Origin of the sequence: Streptomyces sp. NPDC047002, assembly GCF_040704505.1 — a bacterium.
GTDB lineage: Bacteria > Actinomycetota > Actinomycetes > Streptomycetales > Streptomycetaceae > Streptomyces.
On record NZ_JBEYWC010000015.1, the window covers coordinates 116,352 to 139,532 of the forward strand.

20 protein-coding genes and 1 pseudogene are annotated in these 23,181 nt (G+C 75.8%); 12 read left to right on the plus strand and 9 right to left on the minus strand.

All coding sequences use genetic code 11. From position 1 onward, the window contains the following. Positions 1-12 precede the first annotated feature (12 nt). From AB0910_RS16675 to AB0910_RS16685, 3 genes are read left to right on the plus strand one after another with little or no spacing between them, the layout of a single operon-like run. Entirely contained in the window at positions 13-1,179 is a 1,167-nt protein-coding gene (locus tag AB0910_RS16675; protein WP_366745325.1) for an LLM class flavin-dependent oxidoreductase, read from the plus strand. Further along, a complete protein-coding gene (locus tag AB0910_RS16680) occupies positions 1,176-1,922 on the plus strand; it encodes an alpha/beta hydrolase (protein WP_366745326.1) in 747 nt (248 codons plus the stop codon). Before AB0910_RS16675 ends, AB0910_RS16680 begins: the two co-directional genes overlap by 4 nt. Positions 1,923-1,971: 49 nt before the next feature. Then, the gene (locus AB0910_RS16685) at positions 1,972-2,520 is read left to right on the plus strand and encodes a flavin reductase family protein (RefSeq protein ID WP_366745327.1); all 549 of its coding nucleotides are present in this window, start codon (positions 1,972-1,974) and stop codon (positions 2,518-2,520) included. 25 nt (positions 2,521-2,545) lie between these two features. Here AB0910_RS16685 and AB0910_RS16690 read toward each other — a convergent pair whose 3' ends face one another. The 5 genes from AB0910_RS16690 to AB0910_RS16710 form a co-directional block, all read right to left on the minus strand. Continuing rightward, a complete protein-coding gene (locus AB0910_RS16690) occupies positions 2,546-3,373 on the minus strand; it encodes a 3-hydroxybutyrate dehydrogenase (RefSeq protein WP_366745328.1) in 828 nt (275 codons plus the stop codon). Positions 3,374-3,410: 37 nt separating this feature from the next. Continuing rightward, a complete protein-coding gene (locus AB0910_RS16695) occupies positions 3,411-3,890 on the minus strand; it encodes an NUDIX domain-containing protein (protein WP_366745329.1) in 480 nt (159 codons plus the stop codon). Between the two features lie 11 nt (positions 3,891-3,901). Then, a complete protein-coding gene (gene lnt, locus AB0910_RS16700; protein WP_366745330.1) occupies positions 3,902-5,539 on the minus strand; it encodes an apolipoprotein N-acyltransferase in 1,638 nt (545 codons plus the stop codon). 264 nt (positions 5,540-5,803) lie between these two features. Beyond that, entirely contained in the window at positions 5,804-6,358 is a 555-nt protein-coding gene (locus AB0910_RS16705) for a hypothetical protein (RefSeq protein WP_366745331.1), read from the minus strand. 118 nt (positions 6,359-6,476) lie between these two features. Beyond that, positions 6,477-7,250: an aspartate/glutamate racemase family protein gene (locus AB0910_RS16710; protein WP_366745332.1), complete on the minus strand. Its 774-nt coding sequence runs from the start codon at positions 7,248-7,250 to the stop codon at positions 6,477-6,479. Between the two features lie 19 nt (positions 7,251-7,269). Between AB0910_RS16710 and AB0910_RS16715 the strand changes: the two genes are divergently transcribed. Beyond that, entirely contained in the window at positions 7,270-8,496 is a 1,227-nt protein-coding gene (locus tag AB0910_RS16715) for a glycosyltransferase (protein WP_366745333.1), read from the plus strand. A 31-nt stretch (positions 8,497-8,527) separates the two neighbouring features. Here the strand turns inward: AB0910_RS16715 and AB0910_RS16720 are convergent, their stop codons facing one another. Next, on the minus strand, positions 8,528-9,907 hold the full coding sequence (locus tag AB0910_RS16720) for a TerD family protein (RefSeq protein ID WP_366745334.1): 1,380 nt from the start codon (positions 9,905-9,907) through the stop codon (positions 8,528-8,530). Positions 9,908-10,157: 250 nt separating this feature from the next. On the opposite strand from AB0910_RS16720, the gene AB0910_RS16725 reads away from it, so the two are divergent. The 3 genes from AB0910_RS16725 (at position 10,158) to AB0910_RS16735 (ending at position 14,138) form a co-directional block, all read left to right on the plus strand. Then, entirely contained in the window at positions 10,158-10,646 is a 489-nt protein-coding gene (locus AB0910_RS16725; RefSeq protein WP_366745335.1) for a DUF6643 family protein, read from the plus strand. Between the two features lie 172 nt (positions 10,647-10,818). After that, positions 10,819-11,430 (plus strand): hypothetical protein, encoded by a 612-nt coding sequence (locus AB0910_RS16730; protein WP_366745336.1) that lies wholly within the window; start codon positions 10,819-10,821, stop codon positions 11,428-11,430. A 293-nt stretch (positions 11,431-11,723) separates the two neighbouring features. Then, positions 11,724-14,138, plus strand: coding sequence for a right-handed parallel beta-helix repeat-containing protein (locus AB0910_RS16735; RefSeq protein ID WP_366745337.1), 2,415 nt, complete (start codon positions 11,724-11,726; stop codon positions 14,136-14,138). Here the strand turns inward: AB0910_RS16735 and AB0910_RS16740 are convergent. Further along, positions 14,108-16,549: a hypothetical protein gene (locus AB0910_RS16740; protein ID WP_366745351.1), complete on the minus strand. Its 2,442-nt coding sequence runs from the start codon at positions 16,547-16,549 to the stop codon at positions 14,108-14,110. The two genes, AB0910_RS16735 and AB0910_RS16740, sit on opposite strands and share 31 nt — an antisense overlap. A 326-nt stretch (positions 16,550-16,875) precedes the next feature. Between AB0910_RS16740 and AB0910_RS16745 the strand changes: the two genes are divergently transcribed. From AB0910_RS16745 to AB0910_RS16760, 4 genes are all read left to right on the plus strand, one after another. Beyond that, a complete protein-coding gene (locus AB0910_RS16745) occupies positions 16,876-17,706 on the plus strand; it encodes a DeoR/GlpR family DNA-binding transcription regulator (RefSeq protein ID WP_366745338.1) in 831 nt (276 codons plus the stop codon). Beyond that, positions 17,703-18,146: an SRPBCC family protein gene (locus AB0910_RS16750; RefSeq protein WP_366745339.1), complete on the plus strand. Its 444-nt coding sequence runs from the start codon at positions 17,703-17,705 to the stop codon at positions 18,144-18,146. Before AB0910_RS16745 ends, AB0910_RS16750 begins: the two co-directional genes overlap by 4 nt. A 101-nt stretch (positions 18,147-18,247) precedes the next feature. Further along, on the plus strand, positions 18,248-20,200 hold the full coding sequence (locus tag AB0910_RS16755; RefSeq protein ID WP_366745340.1) for a hypothetical protein: 1,953 nt from the start codon (positions 18,248-18,250) through the stop codon (positions 20,198-20,200). Between the two features lie 59 nt (positions 20,201-20,259). Beyond that, positions 20,260-20,736 carry an SRPBCC family protein gene (locus AB0910_RS16760; RefSeq protein WP_366745341.1) on the plus strand — a complete coding sequence of 159 codons (477 nt, stop codon included), beginning with the start codon at positions 20,260-20,262 and terminating at the stop codon, positions 20,734-20,736. Positions 20,737-20,756: 20 nt separating this feature from the next. On the opposite strand, the gene AB0910_RS16765 is transcribed toward AB0910_RS16760, so the two are convergent. Beyond that, on the minus strand, positions 20,757-21,998 hold the full coding sequence (locus tag AB0910_RS16765) for a PLP-dependent cysteine synthase family protein (RefSeq protein WP_366745342.1): 1,242 nt from the start codon (positions 21,996-21,998) through the stop codon (positions 20,757-20,759). 254 nt (positions 21,999-22,252) lie between these two features. On the opposite strand from AB0910_RS16765, the gene AB0910_RS16770 reads away from it, so the two are divergent. Beyond that, complete coding sequence (locus tag AB0910_RS16770) at positions 22,253-22,777, plus strand: ATP-binding protein (RefSeq protein ID WP_366745343.1); 525 nt, start codon at positions 22,253-22,255, stop codon at positions 22,775-22,777. Positions 22,778-22,892: 115 nt separating this feature from the next. Here AB0910_RS16770 and AB0910_RS16775 read toward each other — a convergent pair. Beyond that, positions 22,893-23,148: pseudogene (locus AB0910_RS16775) on the minus strand (SHOCT domain-containing protein). Positions 23,149-23,181 lie beyond the last annotated feature (33 nt).

A 23,181-nucleotide genomic window follows, 5' to 3' on the forward strand; every position in this document is an offset into this window, starting at 1 on the left:
GGGAGATGCTCCATGACCACCGCCCCCGCCACCCCCGCCGAGCAGAGCGCGCGGCCCGCCGCGCCGGGCACCGTCGAGTTCATCGGCATGATCGGCACCCAGCACGCCTCCGAGATCCACACCCCGAGCGGGCCCGCCGTCGACCGCGCGTACACGGCGCGCTTCGCCCGCGCCCACGAGGACGCCGGATTCGACCGCATTCTCATCGGCTACAGCTCGGGCAGGCCCGACGGCGTGCAGGTCGCCGGGTACGTCGCCGCGCACACCGAGCGCATCGGGCTGCTCGTCGCCCACCGGCCGGGGTTCATCGCGCCGACGCTCGCGGCCCGCACGTTCACCACACTCGACCAGTTCACCGGCGGCCGGGTAGCCGTGCACACCATCACGGGCGGCAACGACACCGAGCAGCGCAGGGACGGCGACTACCTGCCGAAGGACGAGCGCTACGACCGCACCGACGAGTACCTGTCGATCCTGCGGCGCGCCTGGTCGTCGCGCGAGCCGTTCAGCCACGAGGGCCGCCACTACCGCTTCGAGGACTACGCGGGCGGCGTGCCTCCGGTCCGCGAGAGCGGCATCCCGCTCTACTTCGGCGGCTCCTCCGAGGCCGCCTACCGGGTCGGCGCACGGCACGCCGACACCTTCGCGCTGTGGGGCGAGCCGCTGGCCGAGACGGCCGAGCAGATCGCCTCGGTGCGCGCCGCGGCCGCCGCGGCAGGCCGGGCCGAGCCGCCCGGCATCAGCGTGTCGTTCCGGCCGATCCTCGGGCCCACAGAGGAGTTGGCGTGGGAGCGGGCCCACCGCATCCTCGCCACCATCAAGTCCGGTACGGGGCGCGCCTTCTTCGACCAGGCACGGCGCGGCCCGCAGCTGGGCGAGCCGCAGAACACCGGCTCGCGGCGGCTGCTCGCGGCCGCGGCCAAGGCCGATCTGCACGACCGGGCGCTGTGGACCCCGACGGCCGCCGCGACCGGAGCAGGCGGCAACACGACGGCCCTGGTGGGCACTCCGGAGACGGTGGCGCGCGCACTGCTCGACTATGTCGACATCGGCGCGACGACGCTGCTGATCCGCGGCTACGACCCGCTGGACGACGCCATCGACTACGGCCGCCACCTGCTGCCGCTGGTGCGCCAGGAGCTGGCGCACCGCGCGGCGACCGCGGGGAGCGCCAGGTGACCGCGGTCTCCCCGCCCGCGACGGCGACCTGGCACCCGCCGGTCGGCATCGCGCCGCGCGGGACCCTGCTCGTCCTGCCGGGCCGCGGCGAACACCCCCTGGTCTACGAGCGGTTCGGCAGGCGCCTGGCGTTCGACGGCTATGTGGTGCACGCGGTGGCGGTGCGCCCCGGGGACGGGCCCGCGCGGGTGCGCGCGGCAGCGCGCGCCGCGGCCGGGCCGGAACCGGCGGCCCCGGTCGTCCTGGTGGGCTCCGACACGGGCGCGCTGCAGGCGCTGCACGCCGCCGGGGCCGCGGACCCGGCGCTGCGGGTCGACGGGGTGGTGGCGGCGGGCGCCGCGCCCACGGGCGGGGCCGCGCAGGACAGCCGGGAGGCGGACTGGGACGTGGAGTTGGCGGCCCGTACCGCCTGCCCCACGCACCGCGCGCGGCTCGCGGACGACGGGGCGTTCGTCCGCGGCGGCCTCGCAGAACCGGTGCCCGACGCGCTGCGCGCCGAGGCCGCCCCCGGTGTGCCGGTCCTGCTGCTGCACGGGGACGCCGACCCGGTCACCCCGCTCGCAGAGGCCGAGCTGCGGGCGGCGCGCCTGTCGCGGGCCACGCTCGGCGTGGTGCACGGCGGTGTGCACGACGCGCTCAACGACATCACGCACCGCACCACCGCGGCGACGGTCGTGGTGTGGCTCGAACGGCTGCGCGCGGACGGCACGGGGCGGCCGCTGCTCACCCTCACCGGCACATGACCGCCGCGCCCGTCCGCACGCTCCGTACTCCTCGAAGGGAAGTAGCGGCATGACCGTCTCCACCCAGCACTCCCCCGCCCCGCACCAGCGGGCGCGGCGCGCGTCCGCCGAGGGCCACGGCGGGGAGCTGCCTGCCGCGGTGCTGCGCCGCACGCTGCGGCGGCACGCGTCAGGCGTCACGGTGATCACGGTGCCGGGGCCCGCGGGCTTCACCGCGACGTCGTTCACCTCGGTCTCGCTCGACCCGGCGCTGGTGTCGTTCTGCCTCGGCCTCACGGCGTCGACGCTCGACGCGGTGCGCGCCGCCGACCGGTTCGCCGTGCATGTGCTCGGCGCGGCCGACACGGCGCTCGCCTCCCGCTTCGCCCGCAGCGGGGTCGACCGCTTCGACGGCGTCTCCTGGACGGCGGACGAGGGCGGGCTGCCGCTGCTCGACGGCGTACCGGCCTGGCTGTCGGCGCGGGTGACGCTGCGTCAGGCGGTCGGCGACCACCTGCTGGTGGTGGGCGAGGTCGAGTCGGGCGGCGGGCACCACAGCGGCCCCGCGCTCGTGCACCACGACGGCGCGTTCGCCGGCCTCGCGCCGCTCGGCCGGTGAGCCGGCGGCCGGGGCGCGGGGGTGCTCAGTGCGCGGTCCAGCCGCCGTCGAGCGCAAGCGAGGTGCCGGTGACGAACGACGCCTGCGGCGAGCAGAGGTACGCCACGGCCTCGGCGACCTCCGCCGGCTCAAGCAGCCGCTTGAGCGCGCTGTCCGCGAGCATGATCTCGGACACGACGCGCTCCGGCGGGATGCCGTGCGCGGCCGCCTGGTCGGCGATCTGCCGCTCGACCAGCGGGGTGCGCACATAGGCGGGGTTGACGCAGTTGGAGGTGACGCCGTGCGGGGCGCCTTCGAGCGCGGCGGTCTTCGACAGCCCTTCGAGGCCGTGCTTGGCCGCGACGTAGGCCGCCTTGTACGGCGAGGCGCGCAGCCCGTGCACGGACGAGATGTTGACGATCCGGCCCCACCCGGAGGCGTACATGTGCGGCAGGGCGCCCTTGATGAGCCTGAAGGGCGCCTCCAGCATCACCGTGAGCACGGTGTGGAAGACGTCGCCGGGGAACTCCTCGATGGGCCTGACCAGTTGGAGGCCCGCGTTGTTGACGAGGATGTCGGCGCCCGCCGCCGCGCGCTCGGCCGCTTCGAGGTCGGTGAGGTCGAGGACCTCGGTGCGCAGCCCGCCCTCGCCGCCGGGCGCCCGCGGCTGCCCTGCGGCGAGGGCGTCGAGTTTCCCGGCGTCCCGGTCGAGCGCCCGCACGGTGGCGCCCGCCGCGGCGAGCCGCAGCGCGCAGGCGCGTCCGATGCCGCTCGCCGCGCCGGTGACCAGCGCGGTGCGGCCGCGCAGATCCGGGTCCCCGGCCGGCGGGGGCGCGGCGTACGGGGCGGTCCTTGCGGAGTCGTCTGGCGTCATCCGCCCAGCGTAGGCCCGGGGTGCGCCCGGGTCCCCGTCAGGCGGCGGCCGGGTCGAACCAGGTGGGCCCGTCCGTGAGCGCCTGCTTGAGCCGGAACAGCGCGAAGTCGCGCAGCGGCGGCAGCCCGTCGACCGGGAACCAGCCGACCTCCAGGGACTCCTCGTCGTGGACGTGCGCCTCGCCGCCGGTCGCGCGGCACAGGAAGGTGATGTCCATGAACTGGCAGATGTCGCCGTTGGGGTAGGTGACGGGCCTGCGCATCGCGTGCACCGCCACGACGCGCACCGCCTCGCTGTGCACGCCGGTCTCCTCGTACACCTCGCGCACGGCGGCGGCAGCGGGCTGCTCGCCGGGTTCCGGGATGCCCGCGATGAGCGCCCACTCGCCGTTGTCCGCACGCCGTCCGAGCAGGACCCGGCCGTCGTCGTCGAGCACGACGGCGGTGACCCCTGGCAGCAGGAGCAGCTGGTGGCCCGCGTCGGCACGGACGTCCTTGATGAAGTCAGGTGTTCCCATGCTGCCCGACCCTACGGGCGGGGGCCGGGGTGCGGGGCGGGGGCGCCGCGCCGGGCGCGTGCCGCGCGGACGGCCGCCCGGGCGGCGCCCGCGGCGCCGACGGCGACGAGCAGCCACTCAGGGGCCGTGCCCAGCCGGGTCGCGGGGGTGAGCGAGGTCCGCAGCGGGACCTCGTCCTCCAGGATCGCGGGGGTGAACATGCCGCTGCGCTGGACGATCGTGCCGTCCGGCCGGATGATCGCGCTGACGCCGCTGGTGGTGGGGACGACGACGGAGCGGCTGTGCTCCACGGCGCGCACCTGGTCCATGGCGAGCTGCTGGTAGGTCATCTCGCTGCGGTCGAAGGTGGCGTTGTTGCTGGGGACGGCGAGCAGTTCGGCGCCCGCCTCGACCGGGTCGCGCACGTCGTTGTCGAACGCCGCCTCGTAACAGGTCGCGAAGCCGACCCTGGTGCCCGCCATGGTGAAGACGCCGACCTTGTGCCCGGGGCTGAAGTCCTCGCCGACGAGGTTCACGTCCTTGCTGAACTTCTCGGCGAGCGAGCGCAGGGGGATGTACTCGCCGAACGGCTGGATGTGCCGCTTCTCGTAGGTCACGCCGGGGCCGCTCGTGGGACTCCAGTCGATGAGCGTGTTGTAGAGCTTGCCGCCGGGCCCGGGGTTCTGCACAAGGGTGCCGATCTCGGTGGGCACGCCGATCGCCTTGACGGCCGCGTCGATGGTGAGCCGGGCGCTCTCGTCGTGGAGCGGGTCGATGTCGGAGGAGTTCTCCGGCCAGAGCACGAAGTCGGGCTGCGGGCGCTTGCCCGCCTTGACCTCGGCGGCGAGTTTCAGCGTCTGCCGTGCGTGGTTGTCGAGGACGGCGGCGCGCTGCGCGTTGAAGTCGAGGCCCATGCGGGGCACGTTGCCCTGGATGGCCGCGACGGTCGCGGTGCCGGCCTCGGGGGCGTTCGAGACGAGGGGCAGCGCGGCGAACGCGCCGGCGACGGGCGCGAGCACGGTGACCGCGGCGGCGGTCGCGGCGCCGCGCGGGAGCGTACGGGTCCTGCGGTACGCGGCGGCGCGGCGCGCGGCCTCGGCGAGCCCGAAGCCGCACAGGACGACGGCGAAGCCGAGCAGGGGCGTGCCGCCGACGGCGGCGAGCGGCAGGAACACGCCGTCCGCCTGGCCGAAGGCGACCTTGCCCCAGGAGAAGCCGCCGAACGGGAAGCGGGAGCGTGCCGCCTCGCCCGCGATCCACAGGCCGGCCGCCCACAGCGGCCACACCGGGAGCCGGCTGACCGCGGCGACGCCGAGGCCGACGAGGCCGAGAAAGAGCGCCTCGGCGGCGGAGAGCGCGAGCCACGGGAAGGAGCCGACCTCGACGCTCGTCCACACCAGCAGCGGCAGCAGGAAGGCGAGCCCGCCCAGCACGCCGAGGCCGAACCCGGCCCTGAGCCTGCGGCCGTGCAGGCTCCACCCGTACAGGGCGAGGCCGGGCAGCGCGAGGTACCACAGGGGACGCGGCGGGAAGCTCGCGTAGAGCAGCAGCCCCCCGGCGACCGCCGCGGCCGGTCTGGCGAGCCGGGCGGGCCAGGTCCGCCGCGCGGAGGCGGGGGCCGGTGCCGGCTCGGGCTGCGGGGTCTCGACCGAGGTCACAGGGGCGCTCACCCCCCGGAGTGTACGGCGCCCCCTTGTGCGCCCGACGCGGTGGCGGCGACCGCCGCACGAAGCGACGCGGCGCCCACACGCGCCACCGCGCCTCGCGGCGTGCGCGCCTCCGATGCCGGGCGCGAGGCCGGCAGGTCGTGCGCCGTACGGGTGGGGCGGTGCGGCCGGACGGGTGACGGCCGGACGCGGGAGTGGCGCCGTGGTGGGCGGGCGGGTCGCGCTGGGCGGCGCGATCGGCGCGGCAGCGGGCGCGGCGGGGGACGGCTAGGCGGCGCGGTCGGCGCGGCAGCGGGCGCGGAGGATGCGCACGGCCGCCTGGGCGTCGTCCACGGTGACGGTGAAGTCGCGGCCGTCGCTCATCCGCAGGACGAGCCCCTCGCCGCGGCGCACCACGACAGCGGTGCCCTTCTCCGGGCGCCAGCGGTAGCCCCAGCCGCCCCACTGGTGGGGTGTGACGCGGGGTGCGAAGTCCGCGTCGACGACCTGGGTGAGCGGGATGCGGCGGCGCGGCACGCCCATGTGGCCGCAGCGCACCTCAAGACACTCCTCGTCGATGCGCACGCCCACGTGCACGAAGGCCAGCGTGCCGAACAGCATCAGCAGGCCCGCGGCGAAGCAGCCGACGACCGACATGACGAGGGCCGCCGCCCCCGAGGTCCAGTTCGCGTCGACCACCAGCTCGACGCCGAGCGCGATGCACGCGGCGCCCACCGCGGCGAGCAGCCACTGCGCCCTGTTGGTCGCCCGGCCCGACCACATCTCGGACAGGGTCGTCGCGGCGTGGGCACGGGTGCCTTCGTGCCGTGAGTACTCCGTCATGGCATGCAGCGTACCCACGTTCCGCGCGGGCGGGCCCCCTGTGAGGGATTGCCGACACACCGGCCGCGGGGTCCTGTGGTTCCCGTACGGCGTACGGGGACGTGCCGGGCGGTGCGCGTCAGCCTGGCTGGCCCACCACGGCGAGCAGCCGCCCCTCGGGATAGCGCAGCGCCGCCTGCGGCAGCTCCCCCTCGCGGCCGCTCGCGAGGACGGCGGGCGGCCCGGCGGGGGCCGCGTCGGGCGCGGGCCTGCCACCCGCGCGGCGCAGCGCCTGCGTCGCGACCGCGGTGGCGGAGCCGTACAGCACGGCGCCGGGTGCGACGGCGGCGGCGATGCGGTCGCGCACCAGCTCGTAGTGGGTGCAGCCGAGCACGAGGGCGCGCACGTCGCGGGGGGTGCGCGCGGCGGCAGCCGCGACGGCCCTGTCGATGGCGTCGTCGTCGGCGTGCTCGACCGCGTCGGCGAGCCCGGGGCACGGCACCTCGGTGACGTCGGCGCCCGCGCCGAACGCGTCGATCAGATGGCGCTGGTAGGGGCTGCCGGTGGTGGCAGGGGTGGCCCACACGGCGACCGGGCCGCCGCCCGCGGCCGCGGGCTTGACCGCGGGGACGGTGCCGACGACCGGCAGGCCGGGTTCGAAGGCGGTGCGCAGGGCGGGCAGCGCGTGCACGGTCGCGGTGTTGCAGGCGACGATCAGGGCGTCGGGCCGCAGGGCAGCGGCCGCGCGGGCCACGGCGAGCGCCCGTCCCGCGAGATCCTCGGGAGTGCGCGGACCCCAGGGCATCCCCTCGGGGTCGGTGGAGAGGACGAGCTCGGCGTCCGGCCGCATCCTGCGCACCTCGGCGGCCGCGGCGAGCAGCCCGATGCCGGAGTCCATGAGCGCGATCTTCACGGCGCCACCCTAGCCGACCATGCCGGTGCGGCCGCGTTGGGGCAGACTTCGGCGGGTGAGCGTTGTCGAGTGGATCTCCGTGGTGTCGCTGGCCGTCTGGTGCTGGCTGTTGGTGGGGCAGGGCTTCTTCTGGCGTACGGACCAGCGCCTGCCGCGACGCGCGCAGGGCGTGCCGGCGCAGGAGCGGTGGCCCTCGGTCGCGATCGTCGTGCCCGCGCGCGACGAGGCGGACGTGCTGCCGCTGAGCCTGCCGTCGCTCCTCGCCCAGGCGTATCCGGGCACGGCCGAGGTGTTCCTCGTCGACGACGGCAGCAGCGACGGCACGGGCGACCTGGCGCGTGCGCTCTCGCGCAGCGAGGGCGGGCTGCCGCTGACGGTGTCGTCGCCCGGCGAGCCCGAGCGCGGCTGGACGGGCAAGCTGTGGGCGGTGCGGCACGGCATCGCGCTGGCGCGGGCGAAGGACCCCGAGTACCTGCTGCTGACGGACGCGGACATCGCACACGAGCCGGACAGCCTGCGCAGGCTGGTGGAGTCGGCGCGCGGCGGCGGCTTCGACATGGTGTCGCAGATGGCGCGGCTGCGGGTGGCGAGCCCGTGGGAGCGGCTGGTGGTGCCCGCGTTCGTGTACTTCTTCTCGCAGCTGTACCCGTTCCGCTGGGTGAACAGCGCGCGGCGGCGCACCGCTGCGGCGGCCGGCGGCTGCGTGCTGCTGCGCACGGAGGCGGCGGAGCGCGCGCGGGTGCCCGAGTCGATCCGGCAGGCGGTGATCGACGACGTGTCGCTCGCGCGTGCCGTGCAGCGCAGCGGCGGGCGGATCTGGCTCGGCCTCGCGGACCGGGTGGACAGCGTCAGGCCGTACCCGCGCCTCGCGGACCTGTGGAAGATGGTGTCGCGCAGCGCGTACGCGCAGCTGCGGCACAATCCGCTGGTGCTGCTCGGCACGGTGGCGGGGCTCGCGCTGATCTACCTGGTGCCGCCCGCCATGGCGTTCGCGGGGCTCGCGGGGGCGGGGGCGTGGCCGGGCTGGGCGGGGCTCGCGGCGTGGGCGCTGATGACCGGCTCGTACCTGCCGATGCTGCGCTACTACCGCGAGCCGTGGTGGACGGCGCCGCTGCTGCCGTTCACGGCGCTGCTGTACCTGCTGATGACGGTGGACTCGGCCGTGCAGCACTACCGGGGCCGCGGCGCGGCCTGGAAGGGCCGCACGTACGCCCGGCCGGAGGCCGAGGCGGCGCGGGAGTCCTGAGCCACCGCCCCCAACGGGCTTGCGCCGCGGGCTACTTGCGGCCCGGTGTCCAGTCCATGCCCCAACCGTAGGCCCGGTCGACCGTGCGCTGCGGGCTGACGCCGCGCTCGGGCACGAGGAACCGCGCCTCGCGCTGCACCACCAGGTCGGAGCCGGTGCGGGTGAGGAGCGCGAGGGCGCACACCCGGGAGGGCACGGTGCACTCGCCGAGGTCGAAGTCGACCGCGGCGCCGTGCTGCGGCTGGAGCGTCACGGTGGCCGCGAGGTCGGCGAAGCTGTTGGCGCCCTCGTAGATGGTGACGAAGATCAGGATACGGCGGAAGTCGCGGGTGTGGTCGAGGTTGACGGTGAGGTTCTCGCCGCTCGCCACGGCTCCCGTGCGGTCGTCGCCGTCGAGGTGGATGTACGGGGGTCGTGCGGTGGACCCGAAGGCGCCGCCGAGCGCCTGTACGACGCCCTTGCGCCCGTCGGCGAGTTCGTAGAGTGCGCACAGGTCGAGGTCGAGGCGGGGCCCCGCGCCCGCGAGGGCGCGCCCGAGGCGCGCTCCCCAGCCCTTGGCGGGCTGCTGCTTCTGCTGCGGGGTGCGCACCTGCCAGTTGAGGTTGACGCGCAGCGCGCCCGAGCCGCCGCCCTGCTTCGCCAGCGAGACAGAGGGGGCCTCCTTGGTCAGGGTGACTTTCGAGAGGCGCACGGGCGCCGACGGGGGCGGTGGGGCCGGGGCGCCTTCGGCGGCCTGCGGGACGGGTGCGGCGGGCGGGGACGACGGCGTGTCCGGTGTGGCAGGTGCCGGAGGCGCCGGTGGTGCCTGCGGGGCGGGTGGGCCCGCCGGGGCTGACGGTGCGCCAGGTGCCGCCGCCGCGGGCGCGGCGCCCGCGCCCGCCGTGCCCGGCTCGTCGACCGTGATGCCGAAGTCCGTTGCCAGGCCCGCGAGTCCGGTGCTGTAGCCCTGCCCGACCGCGCGGAACTTCCAGCCGCCGTCGCGCCGGTACAGCTCGCCGAGCACGTACGCCGTCTCGACCGTGGCGTCCGCGCTGTCGTAGCGCGCGATCTCCTCGCCGGTGGCCGCGTCCGCGACCCGTACGAAGAGCCCCGGCACCCGGCCGAACGTGCCGCCGTCCGCCGAGGCGGCGAGCACAACGCGCTCGATCTCCGGCTCGACGGCCGCGAGGTCCACGGCGAGGGTGTCGGTCACGGTGCCGCCTGCGGCGTGTTTGCCCTCGTGGCGGACGGCGCCCGCGGAGTCCGACGGCTGGTTGTAGAAGACGAAGTCGGCGTCCGACCTGACCCGGCCCCCGGTGAGCAGCAGCGCGGAAGCGTCGACGTCCGGCGCACCGGGATGCGAACTCCAGCCCAATTCAATGCGTACGGCGTGCCCGGGCACCCGCACATTGGCCCCTTTAAGCATGGACATGATCTCCCCCGTCGCGCCGCCTCCGTGCCGTTGTTTCCATCTTCCCAACGTAATCGCGCCACCGCATGAGGAGGCGCCGCGACCCGGCGGTAACCCGGGGCTCACACGGCCTTTACAGGATTCAAACGAGCCCGGGCGACCGATTTTGACAAGTTCGCTCGCATTGGCGGTCCGGCGTCACGCGAAAGCGCCCAAAGAACCGTCCAACCGGGCTCCCCATGGGACACATGGTGGGCTTAATCTCTGTGCCATGACCTCCCCCCGCTCCTACGGCGGCGGTTACTACACCGCGCCGTCGTTTCCGGACACCCCGATCTACGACTCGCTCGTCGCGGAACGGGGCACGCCTCAGATCGCTCCGATCCGAGTGCCCTCGGCGTACGACACGGGTTCGGGCTACCTGCCGGCCCTGCCGTCCTCGCTTCCCGCCCTGCCCCCGGCCCCCTCGGGCCCGGCGCAGCAGCAGTACGGCTACCCGCAGCCGATGCAGCAGCCCGTACCGCTGCAGCAGGCGCCCGCGCCGTACATCCCGCAGCAGGCACAGCAGCCGCGCGGCGGCTACCCCGGCCAGCAGCCCGGCTACCAGCAGCAGCCGCAGCGCCCGATGCCGCAGCGCCCCGCGCCCGCCGGCTACGACGCGATGCGCCCCGCGGCGCCGATGCGCCCGGCGCCCGCTCCGGCGGCCCAGGCGCCCTACGACGACCCGTACAACAGGCCGTACCAGGGCAGGGGGTACTGACCCGTAGCAGACGGGCACGCACCGGACCCATGGGAGGTCCCGTACGCCTCGGCAGGGCGGCTTCGCACGAAGCCGCCCTGTTTCTTTGTGAGCCGCCTGTGTGAGGCCCACCACCGCGGGAACCCGAGCCTCCGGCAGGTGCGTTGCTTCCGACGGAAGGGGGTGCGGGACGGTGAGAGTGGTACTGGGCATCTGGCGGTGGCGGCACAACCCCCTGCGCCGGACGACCGACCTGGTGGAGGCATGGCTCGCGGTCCTGGTCGCCGCGCTGCTGGTGCTCGGGGCGCCGGCGGCGGGCTGGCTGAGCGGCGCCGCACTCGAATCCTCGCTCCAGCGCACCGTGGCGGCGCAGCAGCACGACCGGCAGGAGTCGCGCGCCGTGCTGGTGGCCGACGCACGGCAGCGCGGGCAGGTCGGGTTCTTCGACCCGGAGTCGGCGGCCGCGCAGAACGCGGACACCCGGGTGATCGCCCGGTGGACCACGTCGGGGGACGTCAAGCACGTCGGCACGGTGACGGCGCCGCGCGCCCACCTCAAGGCGGGCGACACCTTCAGCATCTGGACGGACACGCGCGGCAGGCAGGTACCGCCGCCGATCAGCGGCGACGTCGCGCACTTCCACGCCGTGTTCTCCGGCATCACGGCGACGCTGCTCGCCGCGGCCCTGCTGCTCGGCGCGTGGCGGCTCGCCGTATGGCGCCTCGTGCGCCAGCGGTACAAGCGCCTCGACCGGCAGTGGGCGCAGGTAGGACCCGACTGGGGTCGTACGGGCACCGGCAGTTGAGCGACCGCGCGGGCCACCGCCGGGCCGGGTACGGCTTCGGGCCGGGCGACGGCTGATCCCGCACGGCGGTGCCGCGCGGCGCCCGACCCGGCGGGGCCGCGCCTTCGCGGCACCGGTCCGGGGGCGTGTGCCGCGCCCCGCGTGGCCGCGGGCCCCCCGCGCGCCCGCCGGGTGCGCCGGCCACCGCCCAGGACGTCAACTCACCTGCCCCGCGCGCGCTACGGTGGTGCGCGACCGGTCGTCTTCGCGGCCGGGAGCACCGCAGTCGCACGAGGTGGGGGCAGCACAGCGCCATGGCACAGGGCACGGTCCAGGTGACGCACTCGGGTACTTCGCGGTGGCGGCGCCGCACGGGTGAGTACGCCTCTCTCGCCGCGGCCCTCGAGGCGGCGGCCGACGGCGACGTCCTGACGGTCGCTCCGGGCACCTATCGCGAGAACCTCGTCGTCGGCCGGGCCGTCACGCTGCGCGGCCCCGAGGGCGCGGCGGGCTCCGTGCGGATCGCCCCGTACGACGGTGTGCCGCTGACGGTGCGGGCCTCGGCCACGGTGCAGGACCTCCATGTGGAGGGCCAGGACTCGGCGGCGCCCGCGCTGCTGGTGGAGGACGGCACACCCGAGCTGCTCGGCCTGCGGGTCGTGACCCGGTCGGCCACCGGGATAGAGGTGCGCGGCGCGGCCAGGCCCACCGTGCGGCGCACCACCGTCGACAACCCGGCGGGCGTGGGGCTCGCGGTGCTCGACGGTGCGGGCGGAGTGTACGAGGAGTGCGAGGTCCTGGCGGCGGGCCGGGCGGGCATCGCGGTCAGCGGGGGCGCGCATCCGCGCCTCGAACGCTGCCGCGTGCACCACGCGTCGGGTGCCGGGATCAGCGTCACCGGCGACACCACGGGCCTCGAAGCGGTGGGCTGCGAGGTGTACGAGATCAAGGGCGCGGGCGTGCAGGTCTCCGCGCGGGGCGCGGCCCACTTCACCGACTCCTCCGTCCACCGTACGACGTCGGACGGCGTCACGCTCGACACGGACGCCGTACTCACGCTCTCCGACTGCGACATCCACGACGTGCCGGAGAACGCGGTCGACCTCAGGTCGCGGTCCGTCCTCACGCTGACCCGCTCGACGGTGCGCCGCTTCGGGCGCAACGGCCTGTCCGTGTGGGACCCGGGCACCCGGGTCGACGCCAACCAGTGCGAGATACACGAGTCCACGGGCGACTACCCGGCGGTCTGGGTGAGCGACGGCGCGACGGCCGTGCTCGACGCGTGCCGGGTGCACGACGTGCCCGACGCGCTGTTCGTCCTCGACCGCGGTTCGCGGGTGGACGTCGTCGACAGCGACCTGTCGCAGGTGCGCAACACCGCCGTCTCCGTGAGCGACGGCGCGACCGTGCAGCTCGACGACTGCCGGATCAGCCACGCCTCGACGGGCGCCTGGTTCCGCGACCACGGCAGCGGCGGCACCCTCGCGTCCTGCACGGTGGACGCGGTGCAGACGGGCGTGATCGTCACGAAGGGCGCCGATCCGACGATCGAGCGCTGCGTCATCACCTCGCCGTCCGAGGCGGGGTTCTACGTGTCGGCCGAGGGCCGCGGCACGTTCCGCGGCTGCCGGGTGAGCGGCAGCGGCGGGTACGGCTTCCACATCATGGACGGCTGCCGTACGACGCTCGGCCGCTGCCGCACCGAGCGGTGCGCGCGCGGCGGGTACGAGTTCACGGACGAAGGGCCGGTCGTGGAGGACTGCACGAGCGACGAGAGCGGCATGCTCTCGGCGGGCCCGGAGCCGCGCGGCGCCGCCGCGGGCCTGCTGGGGACGACGGTGCCCGCGCAGGTACCGGCGGTGGCCGCAGCGCCTTCGGCTGCCCCGGCCGCGGCCCCCGCGGCAGCCGACGAGCCGGCGCGGCCCTCGCAGGACGTGCTGGCCGAGCTGGACGCCCTGGTGGGCCTCGACAGCGTCAAGCGCGAGGTGCGGGCGCTCATCGACATGATCGAGATCGGCAGACGGCGCAGGGAGGCGGGGCTCAAGGCCGCCTCCGTCCGCCGCCACCTGGTCTTCACCGGCTCCCCCGGCACGGGCAAGACGACGGTGGCCCGGCTGTACGGCGAGATCCTGGCGTCGCTCGGCGTGCTGGAGCGCGGCCACCTGGTGGAGGTCTCCCGCGTCGACCTGGTCGGCGAGCACATCGGCTCTACGGCGATCCGTACGCAGGAGGCCTTCGAGCGGGCCAGGGGCGGCGTGCTGTTCATCGACGAGGCGTACGCGCTCTCGCCCGAGGACTCGGGCCGCGACTTCGGCAAGGAGGCCATCGACACGCTGGTCAAGCTGATGGAGGACCACCGGGACGCGGTGGTGGTCATCGTCGCCGGATACACCGCGGAGATGGAGCGCTTCCTCTCGGTCAACCCCGGTGTGGCGTCGCGTTTCTCCCGCACCATCACCTTCGGCGACTACGCGCCCGAGCAGCTGCTGCGGATCGTGGAGCAGCAGGCGGACGAGCACGAGTACCGGCTCGGCGACGGCGCGTCCGAGGCGCTGCTGAAGTACTTCACCGTGCTGCCGAAGGGCCCGGCCTTCGGCAACGGCCGTACGGCGCGCCAGACGTTCGAGTCCATGGTGGAGCGGCACGCGGGCCGGGTCGCCCAGCTGGCCGAGACCAGCACGGACGACCTCACCCTCCTCTACGCGGACGACCTGCCAGAACTGCCCTGAGAGCGCCCTGCCCCCGGCTCGCCCGCCCGCTCGCCGCTCCCCTCGGCGGGCGCGCGCTGCTGCTGGCCGGGCAGGCCCGGCAGCAGGGCGGCGAACAGCGCGGCGCGCTCCACCGCGAACGCGGGGTCGCTCTGGTAGCCGCCGTGTCCGCTGACGGCCTCGGGCAGCGGGTGCCCGGCGCTCCTGCCGTAGGCGAGCGGGTCCCTCAGCGGCCCCCTGTCGACCTCGGGCAGTGCGCCGCCGTCCGTGGCGCCGACCGGCCCGCCGATCGGGTCTGTGCCCCGGAACAGATTGCGCCAGGGGCGCATCTCCCGGTGCAGGGCGTTGAGTTGGGGGCCGCCGAAGTAGGCGGGGAACCACCGGCCGTACAGGCGCTTCAGCGGGGAGCCGTAGGTGAGGAGCGCGGTCCTGCCGCGGGCCTCGGCGTCCAGCTGCCAGACAGCGGCCGCGGCGAGCACCGTGCCCTGGGAGTGCGCGGACAGCACCAGCCTGCCGCCCGTCTGCCGGGTCCAGGTGCGGATGCGCCAGGTCAGGTCGGGCACGGCGCGCTCGGCGTAGCAGGGCGGCGCGAAGGGGTGCGCGGCGCGCGGCCAGAAGGTGCCGACATCCCACAGGATGCCGATGGTCTGGCGGATGCCGGGGCGGCTGTAGGCGAGCCTGCCGAAGGTGACGAAGGCGAGGAAGCCGAAGCCGACGAGCCAGGAGCCGACGCCCTGTGCGGTGTCCGCCACGGCCTCGGTGAACGACCCGGCGCCGTCGGCCGCGCGCCCCGGCACCTCGCCGGAGATCCAGGACAGCGCCACGGCTGCGGCGCCGAGCAGCAGCGCGGCGCCCGCGAGCACGCCGACGAGGCGGGGTGCCTGGTCGGTGAGGCGCACCACGGCGCGGCGGTCCGCGATCTGCCGGGTGCGCACGGCGTCGACGGGCGGCCCTGCTGGCCCGCGGCCGACGCCGTAGTCGGCCTCCACGCGGGCCCGCTCCGCGCGGGCCGCGCGCACGGTGCGCACGGCGAGGACGGCCGCGGGCACGAGCAGCAGCACGAGCAGGGCGGGGATCACGGACGCCTGCCAGCTCAGCAGGGTCGGCGGGGCGGGCACGACGCCTTCGCCCATGCCGGGGGTGGCGCCGCCGTCGAGCCAGTCGGCGACGCGCTGGGCGACGCCGCCCGTCATCACGCCCGCGGTGCCGCAGGCGAGCACGGCGACCGCGGGCCCGCCGAGGCCGCGCAGCGCGGTACCTGGCCTGCGGGTGCTGCGGTACAGGACGAGCGCGGTGACCGCGAGCGCGACGGCGAACAGGGCCTGGGCGAGGGCGACGGCGCGGAAGGCCGGGTCGCCGGTGAGGGTGCCTGAGGAGCGCCAGCCTGGCCGGGACCAGCCGGCGTAGAGGACAGCGGCGGCGAGCAGCGCGAGGCTCGCGGCCGGCAGCGCGGTGGTGAGCCTGCCGTCCGCCCGCGGGTCGCGGACGGACTCGCTGCGTCCGCTGCGGCACACCACCAGGACGGCGGCGAGCGCGCAGGCGGCGAGCACGGCCTGGAGGAGCCGGCCGAGGAGGGCAGGGGCGCCGCCGCCGGCGGCGTCGTGGCGTACGGCGGCGTCGGCGACGGCCGCTGCGACGGTGAGGAACCCGGCGGCCGTGTGCGCGGCGCGCAGCCGGGCGACGACCCGGCGCCCGTACCAGAAGCCGGGCCGCGCGAGGGCGGGCCGGTCCGCGGCGCTTCCCGGCGCCGCGTCGGGCCCGGTGCCCGGCACGGCCCCCGTGCCGTCCTGCGCCGCGCCCTCGGGGGTGCGCTGGTTCTCGTACATCGCCCAGGTGCGGCGGGAGAGGTACCACAGCAGGGCGACGAGGGCGGTGGGCACGGCGGCGGCGAGCGCGAGCCTGCGGCCCGGCTGGGACCACCAGCCGTGGTGTGCGGGCGAGAGGAACGCGAGCCACGACCTGTGGGCGGCGCAGGCGGCCGAGCCCGCGCACTGCCAGGCCGTCAGGTCGAGCGCCACCTCGCAGGCGGAGGCCGCGAACAGCACGGTCAGGCTGAGGGCGACGAGCCGGACGAGCGCGCCGTACAGCCGCCGTGCGCGCGGCAGTCCGCTGGTGTCGGGGCGCATCCAGTGGGCGAGGTTGGCCACCATGAACGGCAGCAGGAGCAGCCACAGGGCGCGGGTGGCGCCGCCTGAGGTGAGACCGGACCAGCAGTACGCCTCCTGGGCGGGCTCGCGCCGCCCGCCGGGCGGCGCGGTGCGCGACTCTGCGTCGGTGTCGGCGACGCGGCGGTAGAGCGCGGCGGTCTCGTCGCCGCTGACCCGCACCGTGCGGGCGCTGTCCAGCATCTCCTGGGGGGTGTGTCCGCCCACGCCGTGGACGAGGAGTTCGAGCGCGGCCTCCGGGTCGTGCGGGGGGCGGGTCGCAGGCAGCGGGGGCGGTACTGACGCGTCGGACGGCGGGGGCGGGGGTGGGGTCACGGTGGCTGCTCGCTCTCGACGGCGTGGACCGGGCGGTCGGGTGGCTTGGCGGTCCCGCGGCGGTGCGGGTGGGCACGCGGCGCGGCGCGCCCAGCATCGCGCAGCGGCGTCCCGGAGCGGCCCGTGTCCACGGAAAATCCCCCGCCCGCGCGCAATGCTTCCCGGCTCCCGCCGTTCCACACCGCCCGGCACGTGCGAGGATGTGGGGAACCGGTGCCGCCCGGGGCCAGCGGGCCGGGCGGGGCAACGCAGCGGAAGCGGAAGGACGGGGTCGGGCGGTGGGCGACAGCCGGAACCTGCTCGCCGAACAGCGGCGCGCGCTGATTCTGGACGAGGTACGCAGGCGTGGCGGGGTCCGGGTCAACGAACTCACGCGCACACTGCGCGTCTCGGACATGACGGTCCGGCGCGATCTCGACATCCTCGCGCGGCAGGGCGTGGTCGCGAAGGTCCACGGCGGCGCGGTGCCGGTCGCCGACGCGAGCTCCCACGAACCGGGGTTCGAGGCCAAGTCCGTGCTCGAACTGTCCGCCAAGGAGGACATCGCCCGCGCAGCCGCCGAGTTCGTGGTCGCGGGCAGCGCGATCGCGCTGTCGGGCGGCACCACGACGTACGCGCTCGCGCAGCATCTGGTGGACGTCCCCGATCTGACGGTGGTGACCAACTCGGTGCGGGTCGCGGACGTGTTCCACGCGGCACGCGCCGCCGCGGGGCCGCTCGGCGGCACCCGGGCGGGCGCCGCGACGGTGGTGCTGACGGGCGGTGTGCGCACCCCGTCCGACTCGCTGGTGGGCCCGGTGGCCGACCAGGCGATCCGCTCGCTCCACTTCGACGTGCTGTTCCTCGGGGTGCACGGCATCTCGGTGGAGGCGGGCCTTTCGACGCCCAACCTCGCGGAGGCGGAGACCAACCGGCACTTCGTCCAGGCGGCGAGGCGGGTGGTGGTGGTCGCGGACCACACCAAGTGGGGCACGGTGGGCCTGAGTTCGTTCGCGGCGCTCGACCAGGTCGACACGCTGGTGACGGACGCCGGTCTTTCGGGGCCCGCGCGGGACGAGATCGGGGAGCGGCTCGGCCTGGTGGTGGCCGGCGAGGGGCCGGAGGGATGACGGCCTTCCGCGTGGTGCGCACGGTGCCGCTCGCCGTCGACGAGGCGTGGCGGCGGATGACCGACTGGCAGGCGCACGCCCGCCGGGTGCCGCTGACGTCGATGGCGGTGCGGACACCGGGCCCGACCCAGGCGGGCACGGTCGTCTCGGCCCGTACAGCGCTCGGGCCCGCCGGGTTCGACGACCCGATGGAGATCGTGGTGTGGGAGCCGCCCGCGGACGGCGGGGCGGGCCGCTGCCGCCTGGAGAAACGCGGCCGGGTCGTCCGCGGCTGGGCCGAGATCCGGGTGGGGCCTGCGGACGGCGGCGCGCGGGTGGCCTGGATCGAGGACCTGCGGGTCGCGGGGCTGCCGCGGCTGTTCGACGGGGTGACGGCGGACGCGGGCAGGCTGATGTTCGGCCGGGAGGTCGACCACCTCCTGCGGGTACGGCCGAACTGACGTCTCCTTCCCGCCCGGTGCGACCTTCGCGCGGGTGCTTCGTTGCACCTTCCGAGTGACACCGAAGGCGACAGCACGAGCACGTGCGGAAGGCGGGCCCCATGCCGGCACGGCACAGCGAACCGGCTCTCCCGGGCGCACCTCCCGGCCGCGAGGAGGCCGAGGCGGTCCTCGTGGAGCACTATCCGCGGCTGGTGCGCCTCGCCTATCTGGCCCTGCCGCCCGCGCTGGGCCGCCACCGCAGGGTGCTCGCCGCGCACCGCGTGGTGCAGCGGGCGCTGCCCCGCGGCCGCGGCGGCCGGGGGTGCGGCAGGGACGAGGCGTATGCCTGGGTGCGGGGACAGGTGCTCGCCGCCGCGCTGGCGGCGGAGCGGAGCCCTCGGCTGCGCGCGCGGGCGGGCCTGCTGCCGTTCGTCGCGGGCATCCGGCTGTTCCCGCGCGCCGGCGGCGGGGACGAACTGGGCCTCGACCGCGCCCTGTCGGGGGTCGGCGCAGCGGCGCGCGCCGCGCTCGCGCTGCGGGTGCTCGAAGGCCTGCCGCCCGCCGCTGTGTCCGCGCTGCTCGCCGCGGCGGGCGCCGCGGCGCCTGACGAGGCGGTGCGGATGGCCGGGCGGCTGGCGGCCGAGCAGCACGGCAGGGCCGAAACCCTGCTCGGCAGCGGGGAGTTCGACCCGTGCACGGTGCAGACCCGGCCCACGGACCTGCTGCGCCGCGGCAGGCGCCGGCGGCTGGCGGGCGCCGCGGTGGCCTGCGCGGCAGCCGGCGTCGTGCTCGCCGCGGTCCTGCCCGCGCGCGGCACGCATCCGCCCGCGCCCGCGGCAGGTCCCGCGGGCAGCGCGGAGGGCGGCGCCTCGCTCGACCCGCGGCAGGTGGTCCGGGCCCCGGGGGACGCCTGGTCGCACGCCTCGCGGGTGGACTTCACGGTGTGGCCGGCGCGCGGCGCGCGCGACCACGACACGGCGCTCATCGGCCGTGCGCTCGCGGCCTGGGGCGGGGCGGGCAGCGGCCCTGCCGGGCGGGTCGCGGTGACGGCGACCCCCGGCACGGCGGCCACACCGCCGGACCGCTCGCCGCAGCTGCTGTACGCGGGCGACGCGGACCGGGCCGCGGTCGTGCTGCTGTACGACGGCGCCCGGGTGGCACGCTATGCGGAGCCGGTGTCGGGCGGCGGCGCCGCGGCGCTCGACGTGGCGCGGGCGGACGACGGGGACGTGACGACGGCCGCGGCGCTCGCGGTGAGCCGCACGGCGGGCTCGGCGCGCTATCTGCTGGCGCCCTGGGTGGCCGAGGCCACTGGCAGGGACCTGTTGCGTCCCGACTCCCCCGCACGGGCCGTGCGGGTCGGCGGGGACGGGCTCACGGATCCGGTGCGGGGCCCGGCGCCCGGCGGCCCCTGCGGCGCGTGGCCGGTACTCCAGCTGCGGTCGTCGCAGCGGATCGCGGAGCGGCACGCGTTCCTCCTCGCCGACCTGGGCGACCTCTCGCCCGTCCACCTGACGTACACGCCGCCGCCCGCCGCCGGCGTACCGGCGCGCTCGCCGCGCGAGGCCACGTCGGGTCCCGCGCTCGTCAGCTGGGCACGTACGGCGTGCACCCTGCAGGAGCTGCGGGGCGCGGGCGTGAAGGCGGTCAACAACTGGGCCTTCGCGCAGCAGGACATGCCGGAGCACCGCGGCCGGGCCACCTGGGTGTGCTCGCGCGCCGACACCTGGAGCGGCCCGGGCCGGGTGATGGTGCAGTTGCAGCAGCCGTCCTCGTCGGACACGGCGCCCGGGACGTTCGCGGGGAAGGCGCGCAACACCTCCGCGTGCAGCAGGTTCGGCCAGAACGTGGTGGCGGGGGTGCGGTGGCGCTCGCCCGCGGGCCACTCGTACCTGCTGGCCGCGGGCAGCCGCGCGGTCACCTCGATCAGCACGAGCGGCGGGGTGCGGGCGAGCGCGGGGGCGCGGACCCTCGCGGTGCGCGACCCGGCGGCGGGCTCCGTGCGGCTCACCGCCCGGCTTTCCACCGGTGGGACGCTTCAAGGGGTCGCTCCGGTGGAACCCGTCCCGTGAGGGCACCGTGCGCCCGCCGGGCGCACGGGGGTCCGCCCCGACGGTGGGATGTGAGGTCGATGGTCCGGCGCATACGGCCCGTGGGACTGGAGTTCGTGGAGTCGGCGCGCGTGCGCCTGGTGTTCGGCGCCGAACTCGGCGTACCGCAGGAGGCTGTCTACCGGGAACTGGCGGACCGGACGGAGGACTGGCCCGAGTGGTTCGCCGGGGTGGCCGCGGTGGCGAGGACCCCGGACGGCCGGCAGGTGCGGCTGGCCGGCGGCGGCCAGACCTGGGAGTCGGTGCTCGCGGCGCGGCCCGCGGCCCGCTACGCGTACCGCACGGACCACACCAACATCCCCGGTGCCTCTGCGCTGGTCGAGGAGTGGCGGCTGTCGGCGGTGGCGGACGGCGGGACGCGGGTGCGCTGGACGGTGGCGACGGACGGCACGGCCGTGTACCGGGCGCTGGTGCGGCTGGCGCGCCCGGCCCTGGCCCGTACGTTCCTCATGTCGATGCGGGCCCTGGAGCGGCGGCTGCGGCTGCCGCGGCCCTGACGGGCGCGGCCCCTCGCGGGTCAGGCGTCCGGTTCCCGCGGCCAGAGGCCGTGCCGGAGGAAGTGGTCGAGCGTCGCCGTGTAGGGGGCGATGTCGAGGCCCTGTTCTGCGAGCCAGGCGTCGGAGTAGTACTTGTCGAGGTAGCGGTCGCCCGCGTCGCAGATGAGGGTGACGACGCTGCCGTGCTCGCCGCGCCCGGTCATCTCGGCGACGATCCGCAGCGCGCTCCACAGCCCGGTGCCGGTGGAGCCGCCCGCCCTGCGGCCCACGACCCGTTCGAGTACCCGGACGGCCGCGACGGTGGCGGCGTCGGGCACCTTCATCATCCGGTCGACCGCGCCGGTGATGAAGCTCGGCTCCATCCGGGGCCTGCCGATGCCCTCGATGCGGGAGCCGCGCTCGCTCGCCGCGCCGGGGTCGCCGTGCGTCCAGCCGTCGAAGAAGCAGGAGTTCTCCGGGTCGGGCACGCACACCCGGGTGTCGTACTGCATGTAGTGGGCGTAGCGGGCGATCGTCGCCGAGGTGCCGCCCGTGCCGGCGGTCGCGACGATCCACGCGGGCTCCGGGTAGCGCTCCAGGCGGAGTTGCTCGTAGATCGACTCGGCGATGTTGTTGTTGCCGCGCCAGTCGGTGGCACGCTCCGCGTAGGTGAACTGGTCCATGTAGTGGCCGCCGCGGGCCACGGCGAGCCGGGCCGCCTCCTCGTACATGGTGCGCGGGTCGTCGACGAAGTGGCAGTCGGCGCCGTGGAATTCGATGAGGCGGCACTTCTCCGCGCTGGTCGTGCGGGGCATGACGGCGATGAACGGCACCCCGATCAGCTTGGCGAAGTACGCCTCGGACACGGCGGTCGAGCCGCTCGACGCCTCGATCACCGGGCGCCCGGGCCGGATCCAGCCGTTGCACAGCCCGTAGAGGAAGAGCGAGCGTGCCAGGCGGTGCTTGAGGCTGCCGGTGGGGTGGGTCGACTCGTCCTTGAGGTACAGGTCGATGCCCCATTCGGCGGGCAGCGGGAAGCGCAGCAGGTGGGTGTCGGCCGAGCGGTTCGCGTCGGCCTTCACCCGCCGCACGGCCTCCTTGAGCCAGGTGCGGTACGCGCTGTCGCTGCGGTCCACGTCGAGGGTGTCGACCGCGCCCCTGGTCGGGGCGGTGCCGGACGCTCCGGCCGCCGGTGCGGCCTCGGCGGCGTGCGGTGCGGCGGGATGCGGTGCGGCGGGGGTGTCGCCCGGATGCGGTGCGGGTGGGGTGCGGTGCTCGGCCATGGGGCCAAGTCAACCGCAGCGCTCCGCCAAACGCTCACTTTGGGTAGCCATAAGGCGCCCGGGGGACGGCGCACCGTGAGCGCGCGAGTTGCGGCACGCGCACCGCTGGGCGAGGCTGGTCGCATCTCACTGAGAGTGAAACGGCGGTGACGCTGCGGACCAGCCCCGCCGGGCAGGAACGGCGGCCGGATCGCGAGCCGGCAGCTGGTCGACAACCACGCTTCTTCCGGACCTCAATTCGGGGAGTCGCAGCCGTGATCAGCCAGCCAAGCAGGCACTGCACGGTGGAGCTCCATGCCCTGCCGTCGCGGATCGGACAGGTCCGCAGAATCATCTCGGCGCAGTTGCGCTACTGGCGCCTCGACCCTCTGATCGACCACGCGGCACTCGGCCTGACCGAGCTGCTGACCAACGTCCACCGGCACGCGCAGCCGGACAAGCGGTGCACCGTCGACGTCGAGCTGCTGCTCGACCGGCTCACGGTCTCCGTCAGCGACCACGACCCGCGGATGCCGAACCTGACGGACGCGGCCACCTACGACACCTGCGGCCGCGGTCTCGCACTGATCGCGGCGGTCAGCCAGAGCTGGGGGGTGAGCCAGAGCGCGGGCGGCAAGAGCGTCTGGTTCACCCTGCACGCACCGCCCGGCGCCGCGGCGCCGCCGTCGCACCTGCCGGTGTACGGGGCGGCGACGGACGGCCCGTTCGACACCGCCGACCTCGAAGCGGTGGTGCTCGAATACGGGCACGCCACCGCACGCTCGGCCATCATGGGCTGACCGTACGGGCGGGGCGCGAGCGGGCACGGACGGGTCCTGACCCGCGCGGAAGGACCCGAAGGACCCGAAGGGCACGGAGGCGCGGCGGGTGCCGCGCCTCCGTGCCCGCCCGCCGTCACGGCGTGCCGTGCCGACCCGCCCTGCCGAACTGCTCGTCCAGCACGGAGAGCCCGCGCCAGTACTCGTCCTCGTCGATCTCCCCGGCCGCGAACCTGCGGCCGATGACCGCGATCGGGGACCGCTCGTCGTGGCCGCCGGGACCGGGCGCGCCGTACGAGGCTGAAGACGGCCGCGGGCACGGCGGTCCAGACCAGGGGCGCGAAGACGATCCAGGGGCCAGGGCCGCCGTCGTGCAGTGCCAGGGTGTGCAGTGTGTTCACCGCATCCAGTGTGTTCGCCGTGTC

Bases quoted from the DNA above. Each gene is read 5' to 3' on its own strand.
- AB0910_RS16735 (WP_366745337.1), top strand. From the start codon at position 11,724: ATGGCACAGGGCACGGTCCAGGTGACGCACTCGGGTACTTCGCGGTGG.
- AB0910_RS16720 (WP_366745334.1), bottom strand. From the start codon at position 9,907: ATGTCCATGCTTAAAGGGGCCAATGTGCGGGTGCCCGGGCACGCCGTA.
- AB0910_RS16685 (WP_366745327.1), top strand. From the start codon at position 1,972: ATGACCGTCTCCACCCAGCACTCCCCCGCCCCGCACCAGCGGGCGCGG.
- AB0910_RS16765 (WP_366745342.1), bottom strand. From the start codon at position 21,998: ATGGCCGAGCACCGCACCCCACCCGCACCGCATCCGGGCGACACCCCC.
- AB0910_RS16690 (WP_366745328.1), bottom strand. From the start codon at position 3,373: ATGACGCCAGACGACTCCGCAAGGACCGCCCCGTACGCCGCGCCCCCG.
- AB0910_RS16750 (WP_366745339.1), top strand. From the start codon at position 17,703: ATGACGGCCTTCCGCGTGGTGCGCACGGTGCCGCTCGCCGTCGACGAG.
- AB0910_RS16715 (WP_366745333.1), top strand. From the start codon at position 7,270: ATGCCGGTGCGGCCGCGTTGGGGCAGACTTCGGCGGGTGAGCGTTGTC.
- AB0910_RS16755 (WP_366745340.1), top strand. From the start codon at position 18,248: ATGCCGGCACGGCACAGCGAACCGGCTCTCCCGGGCGCACCTCCCGGC.
- AB0910_RS16760 (WP_366745341.1), top strand. From the start codon at position 20,260: ATGGTCCGGCGCATACGGCCCGTGGGACTGGAGTTCGTGGAGTCGGCG.
- AB0910_RS16695 (WP_366745329.1), bottom strand. From the start codon at position 3,890: ATGGGAACACCTGACTTCATCAAGGACGTCCGTGCCGACGCGGGCCAC.
- AB0910_RS16675 (WP_366745325.1), top strand. From the start codon at position 13: ATGACCACCGCCCCCGCCACCCCCGCCGAGCAGAGCGCGCGGCCCGCC.
- AB0910_RS16725 (WP_366745335.1), top strand. From the start codon at position 10,158: ATGACCTCCCCCCGCTCCTACGGCGGCGGTTACTACACCGCGCCGTCG.
- AB0910_RS16705 (WP_366745331.1), bottom strand. From the start codon at position 6,358: ATGACGGAGTACTCACGGCACGAAGGCACCCGTGCCCACGCCGCGACG.